At 66.9% G+C, this 18,133-nt stretch carries 17 protein-coding genes and 1 tRNA gene; 11 read left to right on the top strand and 7 right to left on the bottom strand.

Annotated elements, in window-relative coordinates; all coding sequences use genetic code 11:
- Positions 1–99: 99 nt before the first annotated feature.
- From ccoG to ccoS, 4 genes are read left to right on the top strand one after another with little or no spacing between them, the layout of a single operon-like run.
- Positions 100–1,560 (top strand): cytochrome c oxidase accessory protein CcoG, encoded by a 1,461-nt coding sequence (gene ccoG, locus HNP60_RS19175; RefSeq protein WP_184156615.1) that lies wholly within the window; start codon positions 100–102, stop codon positions 1,558–1,560.
- A complete protein-coding gene (locus HNP60_RS19170; RefSeq protein WP_184156613.1) occupies positions 1,557–2,048 on the top strand; it encodes a FixH family protein in 492 nt (163 codons plus the stop codon). The genes ccoG and HNP60_RS19170 overlap by 4 nt, the downstream gene beginning before the upstream one ends.
- On the top strand, positions 2,045–4,189 hold the full coding sequence (locus HNP60_RS19165; RefSeq protein WP_184156611.1) for a heavy metal translocating P-type ATPase: 2,145 nt from the start codon (positions 2,045–2,047) through the stop codon (positions 4,187–4,189). Before HNP60_RS19170 ends, HNP60_RS19165 begins: the two co-directional genes overlap by 4 nt.
- Positions 4,186–4,341, top strand: a complete 156-nt coding sequence (ccoS, locus tag HNP60_RS19160) for a cbb3-type cytochrome oxidase assembly protein CcoS (protein WP_184052046.1) — start codon at positions 4,186–4,188, stop codon at positions 4,339–4,341. The genes HNP60_RS19165 and ccoS overlap by 4 nt, the downstream gene beginning before the upstream one ends.
- A 305-nt stretch (positions 4,342–4,646) precedes the next feature.
- Here ccoS and HNP60_RS19155 read toward each other — a convergent pair whose 3' ends face one another.
- The gene (locus HNP60_RS19155) at positions 4,647–5,333 is read right to left on the bottom strand and encodes an OmpW/AlkL family protein (protein WP_184156610.1); all 687 of its coding nucleotides are present in this window, start codon (positions 5,331–5,333) and stop codon (positions 4,647–4,649) included.
- Between the two features lie 136 nt (positions 5,334–5,469).
- On the opposite strand from HNP60_RS19155, the gene hemN reads away from it, so the two are divergent.
- Together hemN and HNP60_RS19145 are read left to right on the top strand one after the other, a co-directional pair.
- Positions 5,470–6,792: an oxygen-independent coproporphyrinogen III oxidase gene (gene hemN / locus HNP60_RS19150; RefSeq protein WP_184156608.1), complete on the top strand. Its 1,323-nt coding sequence runs from the start codon at positions 5,470–5,472 to the stop codon at positions 6,790–6,792.
- 86 nt (positions 6,793–6,878) lie between these two features.
- Positions 6,879–7,586: a sulfite exporter TauE/SafE family protein gene (locus HNP60_RS19145; protein WP_184156606.1), complete on the top strand. Its 708-nt coding sequence runs from the start codon at positions 6,879–6,881 to the stop codon at positions 7,584–7,586.
- A 426-nt stretch (positions 7,587–8,012) separates the two neighbouring features.
- Here HNP60_RS19145 and HNP60_RS19140 read toward each other — a convergent pair.
- Positions 8,013–8,104, bottom strand: a tRNA-Ser gene (locus HNP60_RS19140).
- Positions 8,105–8,584: 480 nt separating this feature from the next.
- On the opposite strand from HNP60_RS19140, the gene HNP60_RS19135 reads away from it, so the two are divergent.
- Positions 8,585–9,619, top strand: coding sequence for a M23 family metallopeptidase (locus HNP60_RS19135; protein WP_338056745.1), 1,035 nt, complete (start codon positions 8,585–8,587; stop codon positions 9,617–9,619).
- Complete coding sequence (locus tag HNP60_RS19130; protein WP_184156602.1) at positions 9,597–9,977, top strand: bactofilin family protein; 381 nt, start codon at positions 9,597–9,599, stop codon at positions 9,975–9,977. The genes HNP60_RS19135 and HNP60_RS19130 overlap by 23 nt, the downstream gene beginning before the upstream one ends.
- Before the next feature lie 5 nt (positions 9,978–9,982).
- On the opposite strand, the gene HNP60_RS19125 is transcribed toward HNP60_RS19130, so the two are convergent.
- The gene (locus HNP60_RS19125) at positions 9,983–11,563 is read right to left on the bottom strand and encodes a peptide chain release factor 3 (protein WP_184156600.1); all 1,581 of its coding nucleotides are present in this window, start codon (positions 11,561–11,563) and stop codon (positions 9,983–9,985) included.
- Between the two features lie 87 nt (positions 11,564–11,650).
- Here HNP60_RS19125 and HNP60_RS19120 point away from each other — a divergent pair, with 87 nt between their 5' ends.
- Entirely contained in the window at positions 11,651–12,208 is a 558-nt protein-coding gene (locus HNP60_RS19120; RefSeq protein ID WP_260394982.1) for a hypothetical protein, read from the top strand.
- A gap of 118 nt (positions 12,209–12,326) precedes the next feature.
- Positions 12,327–12,863, top strand: coding sequence for a hypothetical protein (locus tag HNP60_RS19115; RefSeq protein WP_260394981.1), 537 nt, complete (start codon positions 12,327–12,329; stop codon positions 12,861–12,863).
- 12 nt (positions 12,864–12,875) lie between these two features.
- Here HNP60_RS19115 and pheT read toward each other — a convergent pair whose 3' ends face one another.
- The 4 genes from pheT to rpmI all read right to left on the bottom strand — a co-directional run bounded on the left by pheT (position 12,876) and on the right by rpmI (position 17,045).
- Entirely contained in the window at positions 12,876–15,269 is a 2,394-nt protein-coding gene (gene pheT, locus HNP60_RS19110) for a phenylalanine--tRNA ligase subunit beta (RefSeq protein ID WP_184156595.1), read from the bottom strand.
- Positions 15,266–16,378, bottom strand: a complete 1,113-nt coding sequence (gene pheS / locus HNP60_RS19105) for a phenylalanine--tRNA ligase subunit alpha (protein WP_184156593.1) — start codon at positions 16,376–16,378, stop codon at positions 15,266–15,268. Before pheS ends, pheT begins: the two co-directional genes overlap by 4 nt.
- 87 nt (positions 16,379–16,465) lie before the next feature.
- Positions 16,466–16,828, bottom strand: coding sequence for a 50S ribosomal protein L20 (gene rplT / locus HNP60_RS19100; RefSeq protein WP_014078134.1), 363 nt, complete (start codon positions 16,826–16,828; stop codon positions 16,466–16,468).
- 13 nt (positions 16,829–16,841) lie between these two features.
- Positions 16,842–17,045, bottom strand: a complete 204-nt coding sequence (rpmI, locus tag HNP60_RS19095; protein ID WP_014078133.1) for a 50S ribosomal protein L35 — start codon at positions 17,043–17,045, stop codon at positions 16,842–16,844.
- A gap of 294 nt (positions 17,046–17,339) precedes the next feature.
- Here rpmI and HNP60_RS19090 point away from each other — a divergent pair, with 294 nt between their 5' ends.
- The gene (locus tag HNP60_RS19090; protein ID WP_184156591.1) at positions 17,340–18,131 is read left to right on the top strand and encodes a universal stress protein; all 792 of its coding nucleotides are present in this window, start codon (positions 17,340–17,342) and stop codon (positions 18,129–18,131) included.
- Positions 18,132–18,133 lie beyond the last annotated feature (2 nt).

Raw genomic sequence — 18,133 nt, 5'->3', positions numbered from 1 at the left:
CACGCAGGGGCAGGCAGCCTCTTGATCTGCCTCAATGCTTCGCGCGCCAGACTCGCTAGCGTCGCGCGCACGAGTTTCTCCCCCTTGGGACGTGCTGCCATGAATAGCATGAACGACATCACCGATTCGCCGCTGGGCGTCTATCAGAAGCGCAAGGCCGTCTTCCCCAAGCAGGTCGACGGGCCGTTCCGCCGATTCAAGTGGCTGGTGATGGCGGTGACGCTCACCATCTACTGGGTGACGCCATGGATCCGCTGGGATCGCGGCCCCCATGCGCCCGACCAGGCCGTGCTGATCGATCTCGCCAATCGGCGCTTCTTCATGTTCTCGATCGAGATCTGGCCGCACGAATTCTATTATGTCGCCGGTCTGCTCATCATGGCGGGTGTCGGCCTGTTCCTGGTGACGTCCGCCGTCGGCCGCGCCTGGTGCGGTTATGCCTGTCCGCAAACGGTGTGGACCGACCTGTTCCAGCATGTCGAGCGCTTCCTCGACGGCGATCGTAATGCGCAGATCCGGCTCGATCGTGCGCCATGGACGGCCAGCAAGGTATGGAAGCGGATGCGCAAATGGGCGGTCTGGCTGCTCATCTCCTTCGCGACCGGCGGCGCGTGGATCTTCTATTTCGCCGATGCGCCGACGCTGCAGCACGCATTCTGGACCGGTCAGGCCCCCTTCGTGGCCTATGGCACCACTTTCGTCCTCACGATGACCACCTTCATCCTGGGCGGTTTCATGCGCGAGCAGGTGTGCATCTACATGTGCCCCTGGCCGCGCATCCAGGCCGCGATGACGGACGAGAAATCGCTGATCGTGACCTACAAGCACTGGCGCGGCGAGCCACGCAGCCACGGCAAGAAGCGCGCCGCCAGTGACGAGGCACATTTCGGCGACTGCATCGATTGCCTGCAGTGCGTGCAGGTGTGCCCCACCGGCATCGATATCCGCGAAGGGCCGCAGATTGGCTGCATCACCTGCGCGCTGTGCATCGACGCCTGCGACAAGGTGATGGATCAGATCGACCGGCCGCGCGGCCTCATCGATTATGCGACCGAGCTGGACTGCGAGCGCGAGATGCGCGGCGAAGCGCCCGTGCCCGCGATACGGCGCCTGCTGCGCCCGCGCACGCTCGTCTATTTCGGCCTCTGGTGCGCCATCGGGGTCGCGATGCTGTTCGCCCTCGGCACCCGGGCGCGGATCGACATCGCCGCCAATGCCGATCGCAATCCCGAATATGTCCGCCTGTCGGACGGGTCGATCCGCAATGCCTGGCTCATCAAGCTGCGCAACATGGAGAATCGCCCGCGCGAAATGACCATCGCTCTCGAGGGGCTGCCCGGCGCGCGCATGTGGAAGGAAAGCGACACCCGCGAATCCGCCGCACGGAGCATCACCGTCGAAGTGCCTGCCGATCAGGTGCTCAAGGAACATATCTATGTCGTCGCGCCCGCGGCCGGTTCCGCCCGGGAGGACTTTGCGTTCACGGTCCAGGCGGGGGGTGATGGCGGTGAAAAGGCGCGCGATGCGGAAAGCTTTGTTCGTCCGGAGGAAAGCGAATGACTGGCAGGCATGAAGGCGAGCAGGCACACAAGGGCGCCGGCCGGTTCACCGGGCGGCACATGGCTGCCATTCTGGTCACGTTCTTCGGCATCGTGATCGCGGTCAATCTCACCATGGCGCGCCTCGCCAGCAGCACCTTCGGCGGCAAGGTCGTGGAGAACAGCTATGTCGCGAGCCAGAGGTTCAATGGCTGGCTGGAAAAGGCCCGGGAGGAAGAGGCGCTGGGCTGGACGCTGGACCTCGCCCGCACGCCCGGCCAGCGGCTGGACGTCACGCTGCACGAGGCTGCCTCGGCGATGACCGATGCCCGGATCACCGCGCTGGTGCGCCATCCGCTCGGCCGCGCGCCCGAGCGGACCATGCAGTTCCGCCATATCGGCGGCGGCCGTTACCAGAGCGTCGGCGCGCTGCCCGCCGGGCGCTGGATCATTCATGTCCGGGCGCAGGCCCATGGCCGGGAGCTCAATCGCATCGTCGACCTGTCATGAGCTATCATGACGCCAGCGAGGCCTGGACCGGCACGCCGGTCGAAACCCGTTTCGCCGTGCCGGACATGCATTGTGCCGGCTGCATCGCCAAGATCGAGCGCCTGTTGCCCGCGCAGCCGGGCATTGAGGGCGCGCGCGTCAATTTCTCCAGCAAGACGGTCACGGTGGCCCATGCCCCCGCGCTCGAGGAGCCGGACATCATCCGGGCCTTCGACGCGATCGGCTTCGAGGCGCAGTCGCTTCAGGGGGCCGCCAGCCAGGCACGCAGCGCCGCGCTCAAGCGCCTGATCCGCGCTCTCGCCGTTGCCGGCTTCGCGGCGATGAACGTGATGCTGCTGTCCGTCTCGGTCTGGTCAGGCGCGGATGGCAATGCGCGCCATCTCTTCCACTGGATCTCGGCGCTCATCGCCATCCCGGCAGTTGCCTATGCCGGGCGTCCCTTCTTCGAATCGGCATTCCGGGCGCTGAGGGCGGGCACCACCAACATGGATGTGCCGATCTCCATCGGCGTCACGCTCGCCACCGGCATGAGCTTCTACGAGACGATCGTGGGCGGCGAGCATGCCTGGTTCGATGGCGCGCTGATGCTGCTCGCCTTCCTTCTCGCGGGCCGCGTGCTCGACGAGATGATGCGCGGCCGCGCGGCAAGCGGCGCCGAAGCCCTGGTGCGGCGTACGGCGCCCGGCGCCATGCGGCTCGACGCCGCCGGCGGCAGCCAGTGGGTCTCGGCCGACGCGCTCGCCGTGGGCGACCGGCTGCTGGTCGCGGCCGGCGAGCGGCTGGCGGCGGACGGTATCATCGAGCAGGGCAGCAGCCGGTTCGACCTCTCGCTGCTCACGGGCGAAAGCGCGCCGGTGGTGGCCGGGCCGGGCGACACCGCCACTGCCGGCACGCTCAACCTGGAAGCGCCGGTGACGCTGCGGGTTACGGCGGTCGGCGAGGCACGCACCATCGCGGAGATTGCGCGGCTGATGGAAGGCGCGGCGCAGTCCCGCTCGCATTATGTCCGCATCGCCGATCGCGCCTCGCGCCTGTACGCGCCAGTCGTACACCTGCTCGCCGGTCTGAGCTTTGCGGGCTGGATGATCGCGGGCGCCGGCTGGCACCAGTCGCTGCTGGTGGCCATCGCGGTGCTCATCATCACCTGCCCCTGCGCGCTCGGCCTCGCCGTGCCGGTGGCGCAGGTCGTCGTCTGCGGCACCATGATGCGCGCGGGCCTGCTGGTGAAGGATGGCAGCGCACTGGAGCGGCTCGCGCAAGCCGATGAAGCGCTGCTCGACAAGACCGGCACGCTCACGCTCGGCCGCCCGGTGCCTGACGGGCTGGAGACACTCGGCGAGGCTGAACGCGGCATTGTTCGCGCGCTGGCGATGGCGAGCCGTCACCCGCTCGCGATTGCGCTGCGTCAGGCGCTGGGCGGGGCCGATGTCGGTCCGGCCACCCTGACCGACGTCGTCGAGAAGCCCGGCGAAGGCGTGGAGGCGCGCTATGGGGACCATCTGGTCGCCATGCGCCGCCCGCGTCCCGGGGAACTGCCCGCCGATGGCGACGGGCGCGCCGCCGTGGCACTCGACCTGCTCGGTGAGGCACCGCATATCATCCGCTTCACCGATGCCCTGCGTCCCGACGCCGCCGATGCGCTGGCCCAGCTTGCCGCGCTCGGCCTGCCTGCGCGAATCATGTCGGGGGACCGGGAGGATGCCGTGAAGGCGGTCTCCGACAGGCTCGGTATCCCGGGCGAGGGCGACATGCGCCCGGCCGACAAGATGGCATTGCTGGAGGCCCGCATCGCCGCCGGTCACCGTCCCCTGATGGTCGGCGACGGCCTCAACGACGGCCCCGCGCTGGCTGCCGCGCATGTCTCCATGGCGCCCGCCTCGGCCAGCGATGTCGGCCAGCAGGCGGCGGACATCGTCTTCCTGGGCGACCGGCTCGGCGGCATTCCCGTGGCGGTCCGCGCCGCCCGCGCGACCATGCGCGTGGTGCGGGAAAATTTCGCGCTGGCGGTCGGCTACAATGTCCTCGCGGTGCCGCTGGCAATGGCGGGCAAGGTGACACCGCTTATCGCCGCTGTCGCCATGTCGACCAGCTCGCTGATCGTCATCGCCAACTCGCTCCGCCTGCGCTGGAAAGTCAAATGAACGGTCTCCTGTTCCTCATCCCCGTCGCGCTGCTGCTCGGCCTGACCGGGCTCGTGGCTTTCCTCTGGTCATTGCGGGCCGGGCAGTTCGACGATCCGGACGGCGCCGCCATGCGTATCCTCATCGAGGATGACGACAGCCCGGCGTCCTGAGGGCCGGATGCCTGCCCGGCAGTGATATCCGGGCCTGATCCGCTTTTTCGTGCTCGCACCCGTTCGGGAAGGACCAGCCGCTCGCCTGAAGAGGGCGGAGAGCGCTTCCGATGATGGCCTGCGGAGACCGGCCGACATTGGTGCGGCTCATCGACAGCTCTTGTGTCATGCTCGACATCGTTAGCAGTCGTCTCGCGCAACAAGCTGAGGCTGTGCCCGCGTGCCCTCGCCACAACAAAAGCAAAGCGCGGGTCCCTCCGTTGCGGAGGGCCCGCGCTGTTGCCGCGACCCGGTTGGGGATCAGATCAGAAGCGGTAGGAAATACCCGCGCTCACGACCCACGGGTCCAGCTTGTGCCGGGTCTCGAGGATCGTGGCGCCCGAGGCATTGTAGAAAGCCGCGATCGGCTTCATGAAATAGCGCTTGGCGTCCACCGTCAGGCCGAAGCCCTGATCGCCAATAGCGATGTCCACGCCGGCCTGGACCGCGGCGCCGAACTTGCTCTTCAGCTTGCCGCTGTCCGCCCCGAGGGCCGCGACGCCGCCGCTGCCCACCTTGGAATCGAGCACCAGGAAGTAGCTGGGGCCCGCACCGATATAGGGCTTCACCGCACCGAGGCCGGTCAGGTGATATTTCAGCGTGAAAGTGGCGGGCACGATGAGGATGTCGTCGAGCAGTTTGTCCACTCCGGCGATCGCGCCGGAACCGTCGACATGGTGCGCCGTGGTGCAGCAGATCGTCTCGACGGAGATGGACGGCGTGACGAAATATTCGATGGCCACGGTCGGCACATAATTGTCGCTGGCCTTGGTATCGGTGCCGGCAGGCAGGGTCACGCTGGCGGAGCGGATCTCGTCGATGCCGCCCTCGGGCAGCACGGCGGTACCAAGCACCTTGACCTGCAGCTTGCCGTCCGGGGTGCCCGCCTGCGCGGCCATCGGCATCACCAGAGCGAGGGCGCCGGCGGCGCAGGTGAGAAATCTTGCTTTCATGGTTCTCGTTCCTTTCTTTCCCTGAACGATGGCCGCAGCCCTAGGCCACGCGGCCGGCCGGAGCCTTGACGGGAGGCAAGCCGCGCTTTGATCGAGCGCAAGGAACCAGCGGCGCGCAGCGGCTAGCGTGCCGTCCATGTGGAGCTGCCATCCCGATCTGCTGGCGCGGCCCGTGCCGCGTTACACCAGCTATCCGACCGCCGCCGAGTTCTCGGCCGCCGTCGGATCCGCCCAACAGGAGGCCGCGCTCGCGCGCATTGCGCCGGACGAGCCTGTTTCCCTTTATGCGCATATCCCCTTTTGCGAGGAGATCTGCTGGTATTGCGGCTGCAACACCGGCCGGGCCAATCGCGCCCAGCGGCTGACCGCCTATCTCGATGCGCTGTGCGCCGAGGTGGAGACGGTCGCGGGCCGGCTGGGCGGGCGAGGGCAGGTCGGCCGCATCGCCTTTGGCGGCGGCAGTCCCAATGCGCTCACCCCGGATCAGTTCATGCGCCTGCTGGGCGCGATGCGCCGGGCTTTCGACGCGGAAGGCGCGGACATCTCCATCGAGCTCGATCCGCGCACGACCAGCGCGGACTGGTTCGCCGTGCTCGGCCGTGCCGGCGTGACGCGCGCCAGTCTTGGCGTCCAGACCTTCGATACGGCGATTCAGGAAGCGATCGGCCGCGTCCAGCCGCGCGAGATGATCGTGGAGACAGTCGCGGCCCTGCGCGCCCAGGGCGTCAGCTCGATCAATTTCGATCTCATGTACGGCCTGCCGGGGCAGGATCGCGCGCTTCTCTCCGCCACGCTGGACGAGACACTCGCCCTCGCGCCGGAGCGGATCGCGCTGTTCGGCTATGCCCATGTGCCGCATCTGCTGCCGCGCCAGCGCCGCATCCGCGCGGACAATCTCCCCGACCAGCCCGAGCGCTTCGCCATGGCCGCGCTGGGGCACGACCGGCTGGTCGCCGCTGGCTATGTCGCCGTGGGCTTCGATCATTTCGCCCTTCCGCACGATCCGCTGGCCCTCGCCTCGCGCGAGGGGCGGGTGCGGCGCAATTTCCAGGGCTTCACGGACGATCAGGCGCGCGTTCTCATCGGCCTGGGCGCCACCGCGATCAGCGAGTTCCCCGACCTGCTCGTGCAGAATGAGAAGAACAGTGGGCGCTATCGCATGGGCGCGCTCGCCGGCCTGCTCACCGGCGAGCGCGGCGTCGCGCGGGATCGGGAGGACCAGCGCCGCGCCGCCATCATCGCGGACCTGCTGTGCGGCCGCGCGGCGAATGTCGGCGCCTTTCTCGGCGATGCCACGATCGGCCAGGGCCTCGCGCCCTTCCTCGAGCGCGGTCTCGCTTCGCTGGAGGGGGAGCAGTTGCGCATCACGGAGGAGGGCCGGCCCTATGGCCGCGTCATCGCTGTGCTGTTCGACCGCTGGCGTACCCAGCAGCCGCAGCGTTTCAGTACAGCCATCTAGGCCGGGGCGATGACCAGCGACCCACGCCTCACCATGACGCCATATGCTCGCCGGGCGAGGTGCGGCGTCCGGGCGCGGAGGCCCTGATGGCCTCCTCGTTCAGCCTTCTCGGGGGTGCCGCGCTCGGCCTCGCTTCCAGCCTGCATTGCATTGGCATGTGCGGCGGCATCTCCTTGATGTTCGGCTATGCCGGCGGTTGTACCACGCCAGCGGCGGACATGCGCGCGCAGGCCCTGCTCCATGGCGGCCGCATCCTGAGCTATGCCTTGCTCGGTGCCCTCGCGGGGGCGGCTGGCGGCCTTGCAGCGGGGCAGGTGGATGCCGCGGCGGGGCATCATCTGCTGCGCTGGGCCGCCGCCGCCTCGCTCGGCTGGATGGGTCTGGTGACGGCCGGGCTGGCGCCTGCGCCGGCTTTGCTCGGCCATGGCTTCGCGCCGCGCCGCCTGATGGCGCGGGCATTGCTGCACATGCCAGTCGCCGCGCGCCGCTTCGCCGGTGGCCTCGCCTGGGGGCTGCTGCCCTGCGGCATGGTCTATGGCGCACTGCTCTTCGCACTGTTCGCGGGCAGTGCCGCTGGCGGAGCGCTCGTCATGCTCGGCTTCGGTCTCGGCACCTTGCCCGCTCTCATCGCCGCCGGCCTCGGTTTCGGCCGCCTGCAATCGGCCCTGCGCGCCCATGGCGGGGAACGCTGGCTCGGCGCCGCCATGATTGCGCTCGCAGCGCTCAGCCTGCTCGCCAGCGAAGCCGCGTTCGGCGCATGGTGCCGCACCTTGGCCCGCCCGTTCGGCGCCTGAAGGCGGGCCTGGTTCCGATTCGGGCAACGATCGTTGTGCTATAAAACCGTGCTTTGATTCCCGGCCGTGGACGTCCGCCCTTACCGTCGACGCTCAAACCTAACCCGTCGCGATCCCGCTATAAGGAATGTGTCATACATCGTTTCCCGCATAGCAGCACGAACAGGGCCGCCTCCATCCACCACATTTGCCCAGTATTGGGGACGGAGCGCGCTTGCGGGAAGTTTGTCCCCAATGATCGTTTCGATCTTTGGAAAAGTGAGCTCAAACTCACGCAGCGTTTGGTTGCGACAATAGTCTGCAAGCGGCTCGAACTTTGACATTTATGCTCCCGTCGAAACTTTCGGTAAAGTTGGCAGTGTGGAGCTATTAAGGGATAAAGCCGCTTCGCGTATTGTCTAAACGTCTAAACGAGAACAGGAAAAGTGGCGGAGACGGAGGGATTCGAACCCTCGGTAGCCCCTTAAGGCTACGACGGTTTAGCAAACCGCTGGTTTCAGCCACTCACCCACGTCTCCGCGCAGCGCCGGGGGAGTGGCGTCCCCACATGGCGAGGAATGGCCTATAGCCGCGCAAAATTGCTGTGGCAACGCCCCTTCATCGATCCTGCGCCGAGTCCTCTCCAGCGAAAAAAGAGAAAGGGGCCAGAGCGCGCAGAAGGGCCGCCGCGGCGATGGCCTGCCCGCGAGTCGCGGGCGCGCGGTTCCGTTATTTTCGGGTCCGCGGCGCCTATCTGTCTCGGTTCACCTCACCTTGCCTTCGACTCGTCGCTGGCGAGGGGTGGACGATTCGCCGGGAGAGGCGTCCTCTGGTAGCGCCAGCGCCTCTGATCAAATGATATATAACAGAGCAATCGGGTGGCATCGAACAACATAACTCCCGGAGGGGTGATCGCGTTCCTGCAATCTCTCGCACCAGAGCGAGAGATTTTCCTGCGCACTGGCGGGCAGGTGCGATTCCTTCGGATTTCAACACGCGTTCAGTGGATGGCGGCTGCCGTGGCGGCTTTCGTCGTGCTGCTCTGGACCATCGGCACGTTCGCGATGCTCTGGAGCCAGGCTGCCATGTGGTGGGAGCGCAGCGATCTCGCCCGCGACCGGGCCGCGCTCAGCTCCCGCCAGGCACAGGTGGACGCCTACAAGCGGTCCGTCAGCGAAATCGCGCATGATATCGAACAGCGCCAGGAGGCGCTTGAGCAGGTTCTCCAGCGAGTCGACCTGCGCGTCGCGCCGGAAGGCGTGGAAGGTGCTGCGGCAGGCGGAACCGGCAATGGCCCCGCCGCCGCGTCCGGCAAACCCCTGAGCAGCGTATCGCCCGAGACGGCCCGCATGCAGGCCCTGCTCGAACGTCAGCGCGCGCTCGAGACCAGCCTCGCCGCAGCCGCGCAGGCCCGCCTCGCCCGCGTGGAAAAGGCCATACGCAGCTTTGGTCTCAATCCCGCCACGCTCGGCAGGATGCCCCGCGGACAGGGCGGCCCCTTCGTCCCCGCTGCCCGGTCATTCGACTTCGCGCCGGAATTGCGCGATCTGGCGGTTTTGCTGACGCGCCTCAATGCGCTGGAAACGACGCTGGCGGCCATTCCCTCCGGCCGCCCGACCACCGCACCGATGCAGACCAGCTCCTATGGCTATCGGCGTGACCCGTTCAACGGCATGCTGGCATTCCATGCCGGCATCGATTTCCGTGGCCCTCACGGTCAGGCCATCCTCGCCGCAGCGCCGGGAAAGATCAGCCATGTCGGCGTTCAGCATGGCTATGGCAATACGATCGAGATCGATCACGGGAAGGGCCTGATGACACGTTATGCCCATCTTTCCGGCTATGACGTGAAAGTGGGGCAGACGATTGGCCGCGGACAGAAGATCGGCCGCATGGGCTCGACCGGCCGTTCGACAGGATCGCATCTCCATTTCGAAGTGCGGGTGAACGGCGCGGCAGTGAACCCGCGTCCCTTTCTGGAGGCACGGCAGGATGTTCTCGAAGTCCAGCAGACAGCAAAGCGGCGTGTCCATGACCGCAGCGACCGGGGCTAAGCATACGCCCTTCTCGATCATCGGCGGCGATGTCGTCATCAGCGGGAATATCGAGGCGACCGTGGACCTCCACATCGACGGCAAGGTCGAAGGCGACATCAGTTGCACGCAGCTCGTACAGGGGGCCGACAGCCGCATCATCGGTCATGTGACCGCCAAGAGCGCGCGCATCGCCGGCCTGATCGAAGGCGCTGTCACCGTGGACGAGCTGATCCTGGAGGCCAGCGCCCGCATCACTGGCGACGTGACGTACGAGATCATCAGCATCGCCACGGGCGGGCAGATCGACGGCAGGATGAGCCACAAGAGCAGCGCCCAAGCGGCCGACCTCAAGCTCGTCAAGAGCGAGGCGGGCTGAGCCCCTTATCGTTCCCGGGTCGCGCTGAACTTGATTTCGGGATGCCGCTCCGACTGATATCCGACATCCCAGGCTGAGCGAGCCAGGAAAACGGGGTTCCCGTCCCTGTCCTTCGCCATGCTGGAGCGATTCACGCCGGCGAAATCCTCCAGCATGCGGCCCTCGCCGGACAGCCAGCGCGCGGTCTCGAATGGCGCCGGTTCAAGGGCGGCGCCCACCTTATATTCGGCCTCGAGGCGGCTGATGAGCACGTCGAGCTGCAACTGGCCGACCACGCCGATGATCCACTGGCTGCCGATCTCGGGATAGAAGACCTGGATCACACCTTCCTCGCTCAGGTCATCGAGCGCCTTGCGCAGCTGCTTGGTCTTGGTCGGGTCCTTGAGCGTGATGCGCCGGAGAATTTCTGGCGCGAAATTGGGCAATCCGGTGAAGCGGACTCCCGCCTTCTCCGAAAGCGTGTCGCCGACCCGCAAGGTGCCGTGATTGGGAATGCCGATGATATCGCCGGGGAAGGCTTCGTCCGCGATCTCGCGATCCTGCGCGAAAAACAGGATGGGCGAATGCACCGCGATCGGCTTTCCGCTGCCGCTCGGCGTCAGCTTCATGCCCCGCCGGAACTTGCCGGAGCATAGCCGCATGAAGGCGATCCGGTCCCGGTGCTGCGGATCCATATTGGCCTGCACCTTGAAGATGAAGCCGGTCACTTCATCATTCCCGGGATCGATCGGCGCCGGCTCGGCGGGCTGCGCGCGGGGCGAAGGCGCATAAGCGGACAGGGCGGCGATCAGCTCGCCCACGCCGAAATTCTTGAGTGCGGAGCCGAAATAGACCGGCGTCAGATCGCCATGGAGATAGGCCTGCAGGTCGAAGGACGCATAGCCGCCGCGGGCAAGCTCGGCTTCCTCGCGCAACTGCGCCAGCCCATCCTTGGAAAGATGCTGCTCCAGCGTCGCATCGTCCAGCCCGTCAAGCTGATGAACCGTGCCCTGGAATTCCTTGCTCGGACCGGAGGGCTGCATCAGCCGATTGGTCGCGAAGTCGAAAATCCCTTCGAATGCGCCGCCCATCCCGACCGGCCAGCTCATCGGGCAGACATCCAGCGCGAGGGCGTCGGCGACTTCGTCCAGCAGCGCGAATGGGTCGCGACCCTCGCGATCGACCTTGTTGATGAAGGTGATGATGGGCACCGAACGCAAGCGACAGACTTCGAAAAGCTTGCGCGTCTGTGGCTCGATGCCCTTGGCGGCATCGATCACCATCACGGCGGAATCCACGGCCGTCAGCGTCCGATAGGTGTCTTCCGAGAAATCCTCGTGGCCCGGCGTGTCGAGCAGGTTGAAGGTAATGACATTGCCGTCGGCATCCGGCCGCTCGAACGTCATCACGGAGCTGGTGACGGAAATCCCCCGCTGCTGCTCGATCTTCATCCAGTCGGATCGCGCACGGCGATTGGCGCCGCGTGCCTTCACCTCGCCGGCGAGATGGATCGCGCCGCCCGCGAGCAGCAGCTTCTCGGTCAGCGTGGTCTTGCCCGCGTCGGGGTGGGAAATGATCGCGAAAGTGCGGCGGGACGGAATCGTCATGAGCTGTCCGATGATGTAGGGTGGCGCGATCCGGGGGGAAGAGGCCGTCAGTGGAGCGAAATCGCGCTCCTATAGGGAAAGGCAGGCATGGGCCGCAAGCTGTTCAGGGTGCGGGAGAAGGCGCATGGGCCGCAGAGGCGGACCCTCGCGCCCTTATGTGCCGTTCTGGCCGGCCTGCTGCTGCCCGCCACCATGCCCGTCCGCGCGCAGGCGCCCAAGGAAGAAGAACTGGAGAAGGCGGGGCGCATCGCGAGCCAGCCCGCGCGGGATGTCGGCATCAGCAAGCGCAAGGTGCCGCCGGTCCTCCAGGAGGCCGTCGAGAAGCCCTATGCCGTGCCGCGTCGCCAGGATTGCCGCTGGCTCAACTATGAGCTGGCTCGCCTCAATCAGGCGCTCGGCCCCGATTTTGACGTGGAGGACAAGAGCGATGAGGACAAGGTCGAGCAGCTTGCTTATGCCGGCGGGGAAATGATCGTCAATTCGCTCATCCCGTTCCGGGGTCTGGTGCGGGAAATCTCGGGCGCGGGGCCCGCCGACCGGCGGCGCACCGCGGCGATCAATGCCGGGCTTGCGCGGCGTGGCTATCTGCGCGGGCTTGCCGCTGCGAAAAGCTGCGCTCCTTCCGTCGTGACGGCGGCGAAGTGAGGATGGGCGGCGCCTCTATACTGGGGCAGCGGATCGCGATCTTGCGCGAGGGAACCAGAGCAATGGCTATCAGTTACCCGGATGATCCGTTGCTCTGATGCGACAGGGAGAAAATCACATGACACGCCCAGTCCTCACCATCCTCCTTTCATTGACGCTAGCCGGCGCGGCTGGCGCGCAGGAAAAGGAAGGGGACAAGACGCTCGACAAGGCCGGGGAAATCGCCACGCAGCCGGTGCGCGACGTCGGAATCCAGAAAACCGAGATCCCCGAGGTTCTGACGCGCGCCGTCTCGCAGCCTTATGCCTCGCCGGGCTCGGGGTGCCGGACGCTCATCGCGCAGATCGCGGAGCTGAACGAAGTGCTCGGGCCCGACTTCGGCGGGAACAGCAAGGAGAATGAGGACAAATTCGGCAAGCTCGCCGCGGCGGGCGGCGAGGCGGTGGTCAATTCGCTCATCCCCTTTCGCGGGCTGGTGCGCGAAGTGAGCGGTGCGGCGCCCGCGGAGCGCCGATTCGACGCTGCCGTCAATGCCGGGCTCGCCCGGCGCGGCTATCTGCGCGGGCTGGCGGTCAGTCGCGGATGCAAATTGCCGCCGCCGCCCGTCGTCAAGGCGAAGGACGACGGGAAGAAGAAGGACGAGAAGCAGAAGTAGGCGCGACGGCGCTCAGCCGCGCAGCACCGCGCCCTGCTTCCCCGCCGCTGCGACAATGCGCTCGGCGATGGCCTTCAGCTCCTCGTCGGTGAAGCTCTTGTCGCCCGGTTGCAGCGTCACTTCCACGGCGAGGCTCTTCTGGCCCTCCGGCACGCCTTGCCCGATGAACAGGTCGAAAAGGCGCGCATCCACGATGGCAGCCTTGTCGGCGCCGCGCACCGCCCGCACGAGCGCATCGGCTTCCAGTGCTTCCGGCACGAGGAAGGCGAAATCGCGGGTGACGGCCTGGAGGGCGGGCGGCGCGTAGGGCGGGCGCATGAAGCCGGTCCGCTTCGGCAGCGGAATCGCATCAAGATGCAGTTCCCCGGCGACCACTGTCCCATCCAGGCCGAAGGCGCGGACAAGGCGGGGGTGGAGCACGCCATAAGCGGCCAGCACATTCTTGGGCCCCAGCCGCAGCGTGCCGGACTGGCCGGGATGATAGGCGCTGCCGGCCTCGTCCATCATCTGCAGGCGCGCGACCGGCGCGCCTGCCGCCGCGAGCAGGGTCAGGGCTTCCGCCTTGGCATCGAATGCGCTGAAGGGTTGCGCCTTGCCGCCCTGCCAGCTGCGCGGCAGCTTCTCGCCCACGAGCACGAAGCCGAGCGTGAGGCGCTCGTCGCTGCTGCCATCCGCCTTGCGGAAATAGCGGCGGCCGATCTCGAAGAGGCGGATGGCGGAGGCACCGCGATCGGCATTGCGCCGCGCCGCCGAGAGCAGGCCCGCAAGCAATGTCGGGCGCATGACCTTGAGGTCTTCGCTGATCGGATTGGCCAGCGTCCAGTCCCCGCCGCCGAAGGGCGCCGCTTCCGCTTCGGAAATGAAGGACCAGTTGATCGCTTCGTTGAGGCCACGCGCCGCAGCCGCCCGGCGTGCCCGGCGCTCGATGAGCTGGAGCGGTGTCGCGGTCGGCTTCGCGACGCCTGCCGCGCGGGGCAGCGGCACGGAAGGGACCTCGTTGAGCCCCTCGATGCGGACCACTTCCTCCACGATATCGGCGGGCCCATGAACATCGCGGCGCCAGCTTGGAACCGTCACCTGCCAGTCGGCACCGACCGTGAAGCCGAGCCTCTCCAGAATCGCCGCTTGCCGGTTCTCGGGGATGGCCAGCCCGCCGAGCCGTTCGGCGAGGGCAGGATCATAAGCGATGGTTCGGGTCTCCAGCGGCGGGCTTCCTGCCCGCGTGACCTCGCTGGCCGTGCCGCCGCACAGCGCCACCACCAGTCGGGTCGCGATGGCCAGTCCCTCGTCGAGGAAGGCCGGATCGACGCCGCGCTCGAAGCGCTGGCGCGCGTCTGACGTGAGGCCGAGCGCCTGGCCGGTCCGTGCGATACTCTCGGGCGTGAAATAGGCGCACTCGATGAGCACGTCCGTGGTCTTGTCCTGCGCGCCCGAATGTTCGCCGCCCATGATGCCGCCAATGTCGTGCACGGCGGCCTCGTCGGCGATCACGGTCATGGCGCTGGTCAGCGCATAGGTCTTGCCGTTGAGGGCCAGGACCTGCTCGCCCGGCCGCGCCTTGCGCGCCACCAGCCCGCCCCGGAGGCGCGCCATGTCATAGACGTGGAGCGGGCGGCCAAGGCCGATCATGACGTAATTGGTGATGTCGACCAGCGCGCTGATCGGCTTCTGGCCGATCGCCTTCAGCCGGCGCTGCAGCCAGTCCGGCGAAGCGCCGTTCGTGACGCCATGCACGGCCTGCGCATAGAAAGCAGGGCAGCCTTCCGGATCATCGGTGCGCACGTCGGGCCCGGGGCCCTGCGGCACGACCGGGGGCAGCATGGCGAGGATCGCGTCCAGCGGCCTGAGCGTGCCGATGCCCTTGGCGGCGAGATCGCGGGCGATGCCGCGCACGCCCATGCAATCCTGCCGGTTGGGAGTGATGGAAACCTCGATGACGGGATCGTCGAGCTGCGCATAATCGGCGAAGGCGGTGCCCACCGGCGCGTCGGCCGGCAGCTCGATGATGCCTTCATGATCCTCGCCCAGTTCCAGCTCGCGGGTGGAGCACATCATGCCGTTCGATTCGACACCGCGGATGGCGGCCACGCGCAGCACCATGCCATTGGCGGGCACGGTCGCGCCGGGCATGCCGAACACGCCGACAAGGCCGGCACGGGCGTTGGGCGCGCCACACACCACCTGCATCGCGCCGTCGCCGGCGTCGACGCTCAGCACCTGCAGCTTGTCCGCCTGCGGATGCGGGCTGGCGGTGAGAACCTTCGCGATGCGGAAGCCTTCCAGCTTCTCCGCCGGATTCTCGACGCCTTCGACTTCCAGCCCGATATCGTTGAGCGCGCGCAGGATATCGCTCAGCGCGGCGTCGGTCTCGAGATGCTCCTTGAGCCAGGACAATGTGAACTTCATGCGCCGACTCCTCCGCTGAGCGTGGGCACATCCAGCGCGGAGAAGCCATAATGGCGCAGCCAGCGCAGATCGCCGTCGAAGAAGGCGCGCAGGTCATTCATGCCATATTTGAGCATCGCCAGCCGGTCGACGCCGGTGCCGAAGGCGAAGCCCTGCCATTCCGCCGGATCAAGGCCGCTGTTGCGGATCACGGCCGGGTGGACCATGCCGCTGCCCAGCACTTCCATCCAGCCGCCATTCTCCGCATCGCCGCTGCCGCCGATCACGCGCTGCCCCTTCTCGACCGTGTAGCCGACATCGACCTCGACGGACGGCTCGGTGAAGGGGAAATAGCTGGGGCGCAGGCGCAGCACGATGTCCTCCCGCTCGAAGAAGGCCTTGAGGAAGGTCTCCAGCGTCCATTTGAGGTGGCCGAGGTGAATGCCCTTGTCGATGACGAGGCCCTCGATCTGATGGAACATCGGCGTATGGGTCGCGTCCGAATCGGAGCGATAGACGCGGCCCGGCGCGATGATGCGGATCGGCGCGTCCTGCTGCATCATCGTGCGGATCTGCACTGGCGAGGTATGCGTGCGCAGCAACATGGCGGCCGTTTCGCCATTGCCGCCGGGCGCGCGATAATTGTCGCCGAAATAGAATGTGTCGTGCATCGCACGGGCCGGATGCGTCTCCGGGATGTTCAGCGCCGTGAAATTGCGCCAGTCATCCTCGATCTCCGGGCCGGTCGCGACGGAGAAGCCGAGATCCGCGAAGATTTCCGCCAGCTCGTCCATCACCTGGCTGACCGGATGGACGCTGCCTTGCGGGGGCAGGTCGGCGGGCAGGGTCATGTCGAGCCGTTCGGCCGCGAGGCGCGCATCGAGAGCCGCGGTTTCCAGCGCCGCCTTGCGTGTGGCCAGCGCCGCCGTCACGCTTTCCCGCAGCTCGTGGATGGCCGGGCCCTTGGCCTGCCGTTCCTCCGGGGTCATCGCGCCAAGCGTCTTGAGCAGCGCGGTCACGACGCCGTTCTTGCCCAGAGCGCCGACGCGCAGCGATTCCACGGCATCGAGCGTATCGGCGGCGGCGATTTCGGCGACGAGGCCGTCCTTCAGGGATGTGACTTCACTCATGGGCGGGTCCGCTAGCCTAATTCGGCGCAAACGAAAAGGGCGCCGGAGGTGACCCCGGCGCCCTTCGGGACAGGATTGCGCTGCCGATCAGGCGGCGGGCAGTGCCGCGCGGGCCTGCGCGATGATGCCCTTGAACGCCTCGCCCTCGTGCATCGCGATGTCGGCCAGGACCTTGCGGTCCAGTTCGACGCCTGCGAGCTTGAGGCCGTGCATGAACTGACCGTAGGTCAGGCCTTCCATGCGGACGGCGGCGTTGATGCGCTGGATCCACAGGGCGCGGAAGCTGCGCTTCTTCACCTTGCGGTCGCGATAGGCGTACTGCCCGGCCTTCTCGACGGCCTGACGGGCGATGCGGATCGTGTTCTTGCGACGGCCATAATAGCCCTTCGCCTGATCCAGAATCCTCTTGTGCTTCGCCTTCGTGGTCGTGCCGCGTTTCACACGTGCCATGTCGCTCTACTCCTTACTTCAGGCCGTAGGGCGCCCAGAGGCGCACATGGGCGACGTCAGCGTCGGAGAGAACCTCCGTGCCACGGTTCTGGCGAATATATTTCGCATTGTGCGAGATCAGGCGGTGGCGCTTGCCGGCCACACCATGCTTGACCTTGCCGGTGGCGGTGAACTTGAAGCGTTTCTTCACACCGCTCTTGGTCTTGAGCTTGGGCATTTTCGTCTCCTTGTCCGTTTATGCGCCGCTCGCAAGGAGCATGACGCAGACGATTGCGGACGAACACGGCAGCCCTTACAGCCGGCCCGTCCCCTGGCATCCATGGTTGCATGGAAGCGCGGCGCTATAGTCGCGGACCCGCCGGGAGGCAAGCAGGAATCGCGCGGGCAACGCGCAGGCACTGCAGGAATGCGGGGTTGTTTTTGACTCCGGTCAAGGCAAGCTCGGCCTGGCAGGCACAATGTGCCACAAGCCGGAAGCGGGTCGGGGCCCGCCCAATGCGAGGAGGCTGCCATGAAAACGGTGATGGTGCTGATTCATGACGATGTATGCCAGGAAGCGCGCCTGCAATCCGCGCTTGATGTCGTAAGGGCTGTCGAGGGCCATCTGGTCTGCCTCGACGTCGTGCAGATGCCGGTGATTGCCGATGGATTCGGCGTCGGCGGCGGCGCGGGCGTCCTGCTCATGGACGAGCGGGAGCGTGAGGACAGCAATGTCGAGCGACTCGAGCCTCGACTTGCCAATGAAGGCGTGAGCTATGAATGGGCGCGCGTTCACGGCCAGTCCGACGTGGCGATCACCGACAGTATCCGTCTGGTGGACCTCATCGTCGTGGGCAAGCAGGGCCTCGGGGAGATTGCCGAGTCGGGCAATGCCGCCGCGCGGCTGGCGGAGCTGACCTCGGCGCCGATCCTGCTGGTGCCGACGGACCAGAAGCGGCTCGATCTCTTTGGCAAGGTGCTCGTCGCCTGGGACGGTTCGGCGCCCGCGGACGCCGCCATTCGGGCCGCGGTTCCGCTGCTCAAGCTGGCCAGCGAAGTGGAGGTGCTGACCATCGGCGAAGGGGAAGCGAGCCCTGACGAAGTGGCCGCCTATCTCGATCGCCATGGCTGCAAGGTCACGGCCCGTCTGCTCCCCAAGACGGGCGATGTCGGCACCCAGCTGCTCGACGAATTGAACGGATCGGGCGCGCGCTGGTGCGTGATGGGCAGCTACGGGCACAGCCGCCTGCGCGAACAGATTTTCGGCGGCGCGAGCCGGAAACTGCTGGCCAAGGCTCAGGTGCCGGTGCTGATCTCGCACTGACG

This window comes from Sphingobium lignivorans, assembly GCF_014203955.1.
Lineage (GTDB): Bacteria > Pseudomonadota > Alphaproteobacteria > Sphingomonadales > Sphingomonadaceae > Sphingobium > Sphingobium lignivorans.
Note: the sequence above shows the minus strand (reverse complement) of the source record. Positions and strands in the feature narration are given on the sequence as shown.

Coding starts and splice junctions, on each gene's coding strand:
- ccoG (WP_184156615.1), top strand. CDS start 100: ATGAATAGCATGAACGACATCACCGATTCGCCGCTGGGCGTCTATCAG.
- HNP60_RS19170 (WP_184156613.1), top strand. CDS start 1,557: ATGACTGGCAGGCATGAAGGCGAGCAGGCACACAAGGGCGCCGGCCGG.
- HNP60_RS19165 (WP_184156611.1), top strand. CDS start 2,045: ATGAGCTATCATGACGCCAGCGAGGCCTGGACCGGCACGCCGGTCGAA.
- ccoS (WP_184052046.1), top strand. CDS start 4,186: ATGAACGGTCTCCTGTTCCTCATCCCCGTCGCGCTGCTGCTCGGCCTG.
- HNP60_RS19155 (WP_184156610.1), bottom strand. CDS start 5,333: ATGAAAGCAAGATTTCTCACCTGCGCCGCCGGCGCCCTCGCTCTGGTG.
- hemN (WP_184156608.1), top strand. CDS start 5,470: ATGTGGAGCTGCCATCCCGATCTGCTGGCGCGGCCCGTGCCGCGTTAC.
- HNP60_RS19145 (WP_184156606.1), top strand. CDS start 6,879: ATGGCCTCCTCGTTCAGCCTTCTCGGGGGTGCCGCGCTCGGCCTCGCT.
- HNP60_RS19130 (WP_184156602.1), top strand. CDS start 9,597: ATGACCGCAGCGACCGGGGCTAAGCATACGCCCTTCTCGATCATCGGC.
- HNP60_RS19125 (WP_184156600.1), bottom strand. CDS start 11,563: ATGACGATTCCGTCCCGCCGCACTTTCGCGATCATTTCCCACCCCGAC.
- HNP60_RS19120 (WP_260394982.1), top strand. CDS start 11,651: ATGGGCCGCAAGCTGTTCAGGGTGCGGGAGAAGGCGCATGGGCCGCAG.
- HNP60_RS19115 (WP_260394981.1), top strand. CDS start 12,327: ATGACACGCCCAGTCCTCACCATCCTCCTTTCATTGACGCTAGCCGGC.
- pheT (WP_184156595.1), bottom strand. CDS start 15,269: ATGAAGTTCACATTGTCCTGGCTCAAGGAGCATCTCGAGACCGACGCC.
- pheS (WP_184156593.1), bottom strand. CDS start 16,378: ATGAGTGAAGTCACATCCCTGAAGGACGGCCTCGTCGCCGAAATCGCC.
- rplT (WP_014078134.1), bottom strand. CDS start 16,828: ATGGCACGTGTGAAACGCGGCACGACCACGAAGGCGAAGCACAAGAGG.
- rpmI (WP_014078133.1), bottom strand. CDS start 17,045: ATGCCCAAGCTCAAGACCAAGAGCGGTGTGAAGAAACGCTTCAAGTTC.
- HNP60_RS19090 (WP_184156591.1), top strand. CDS start 17,340: ATGAAAACGGTGATGGTGCTGATTCATGACGATGTATGCCAGGAAGCG.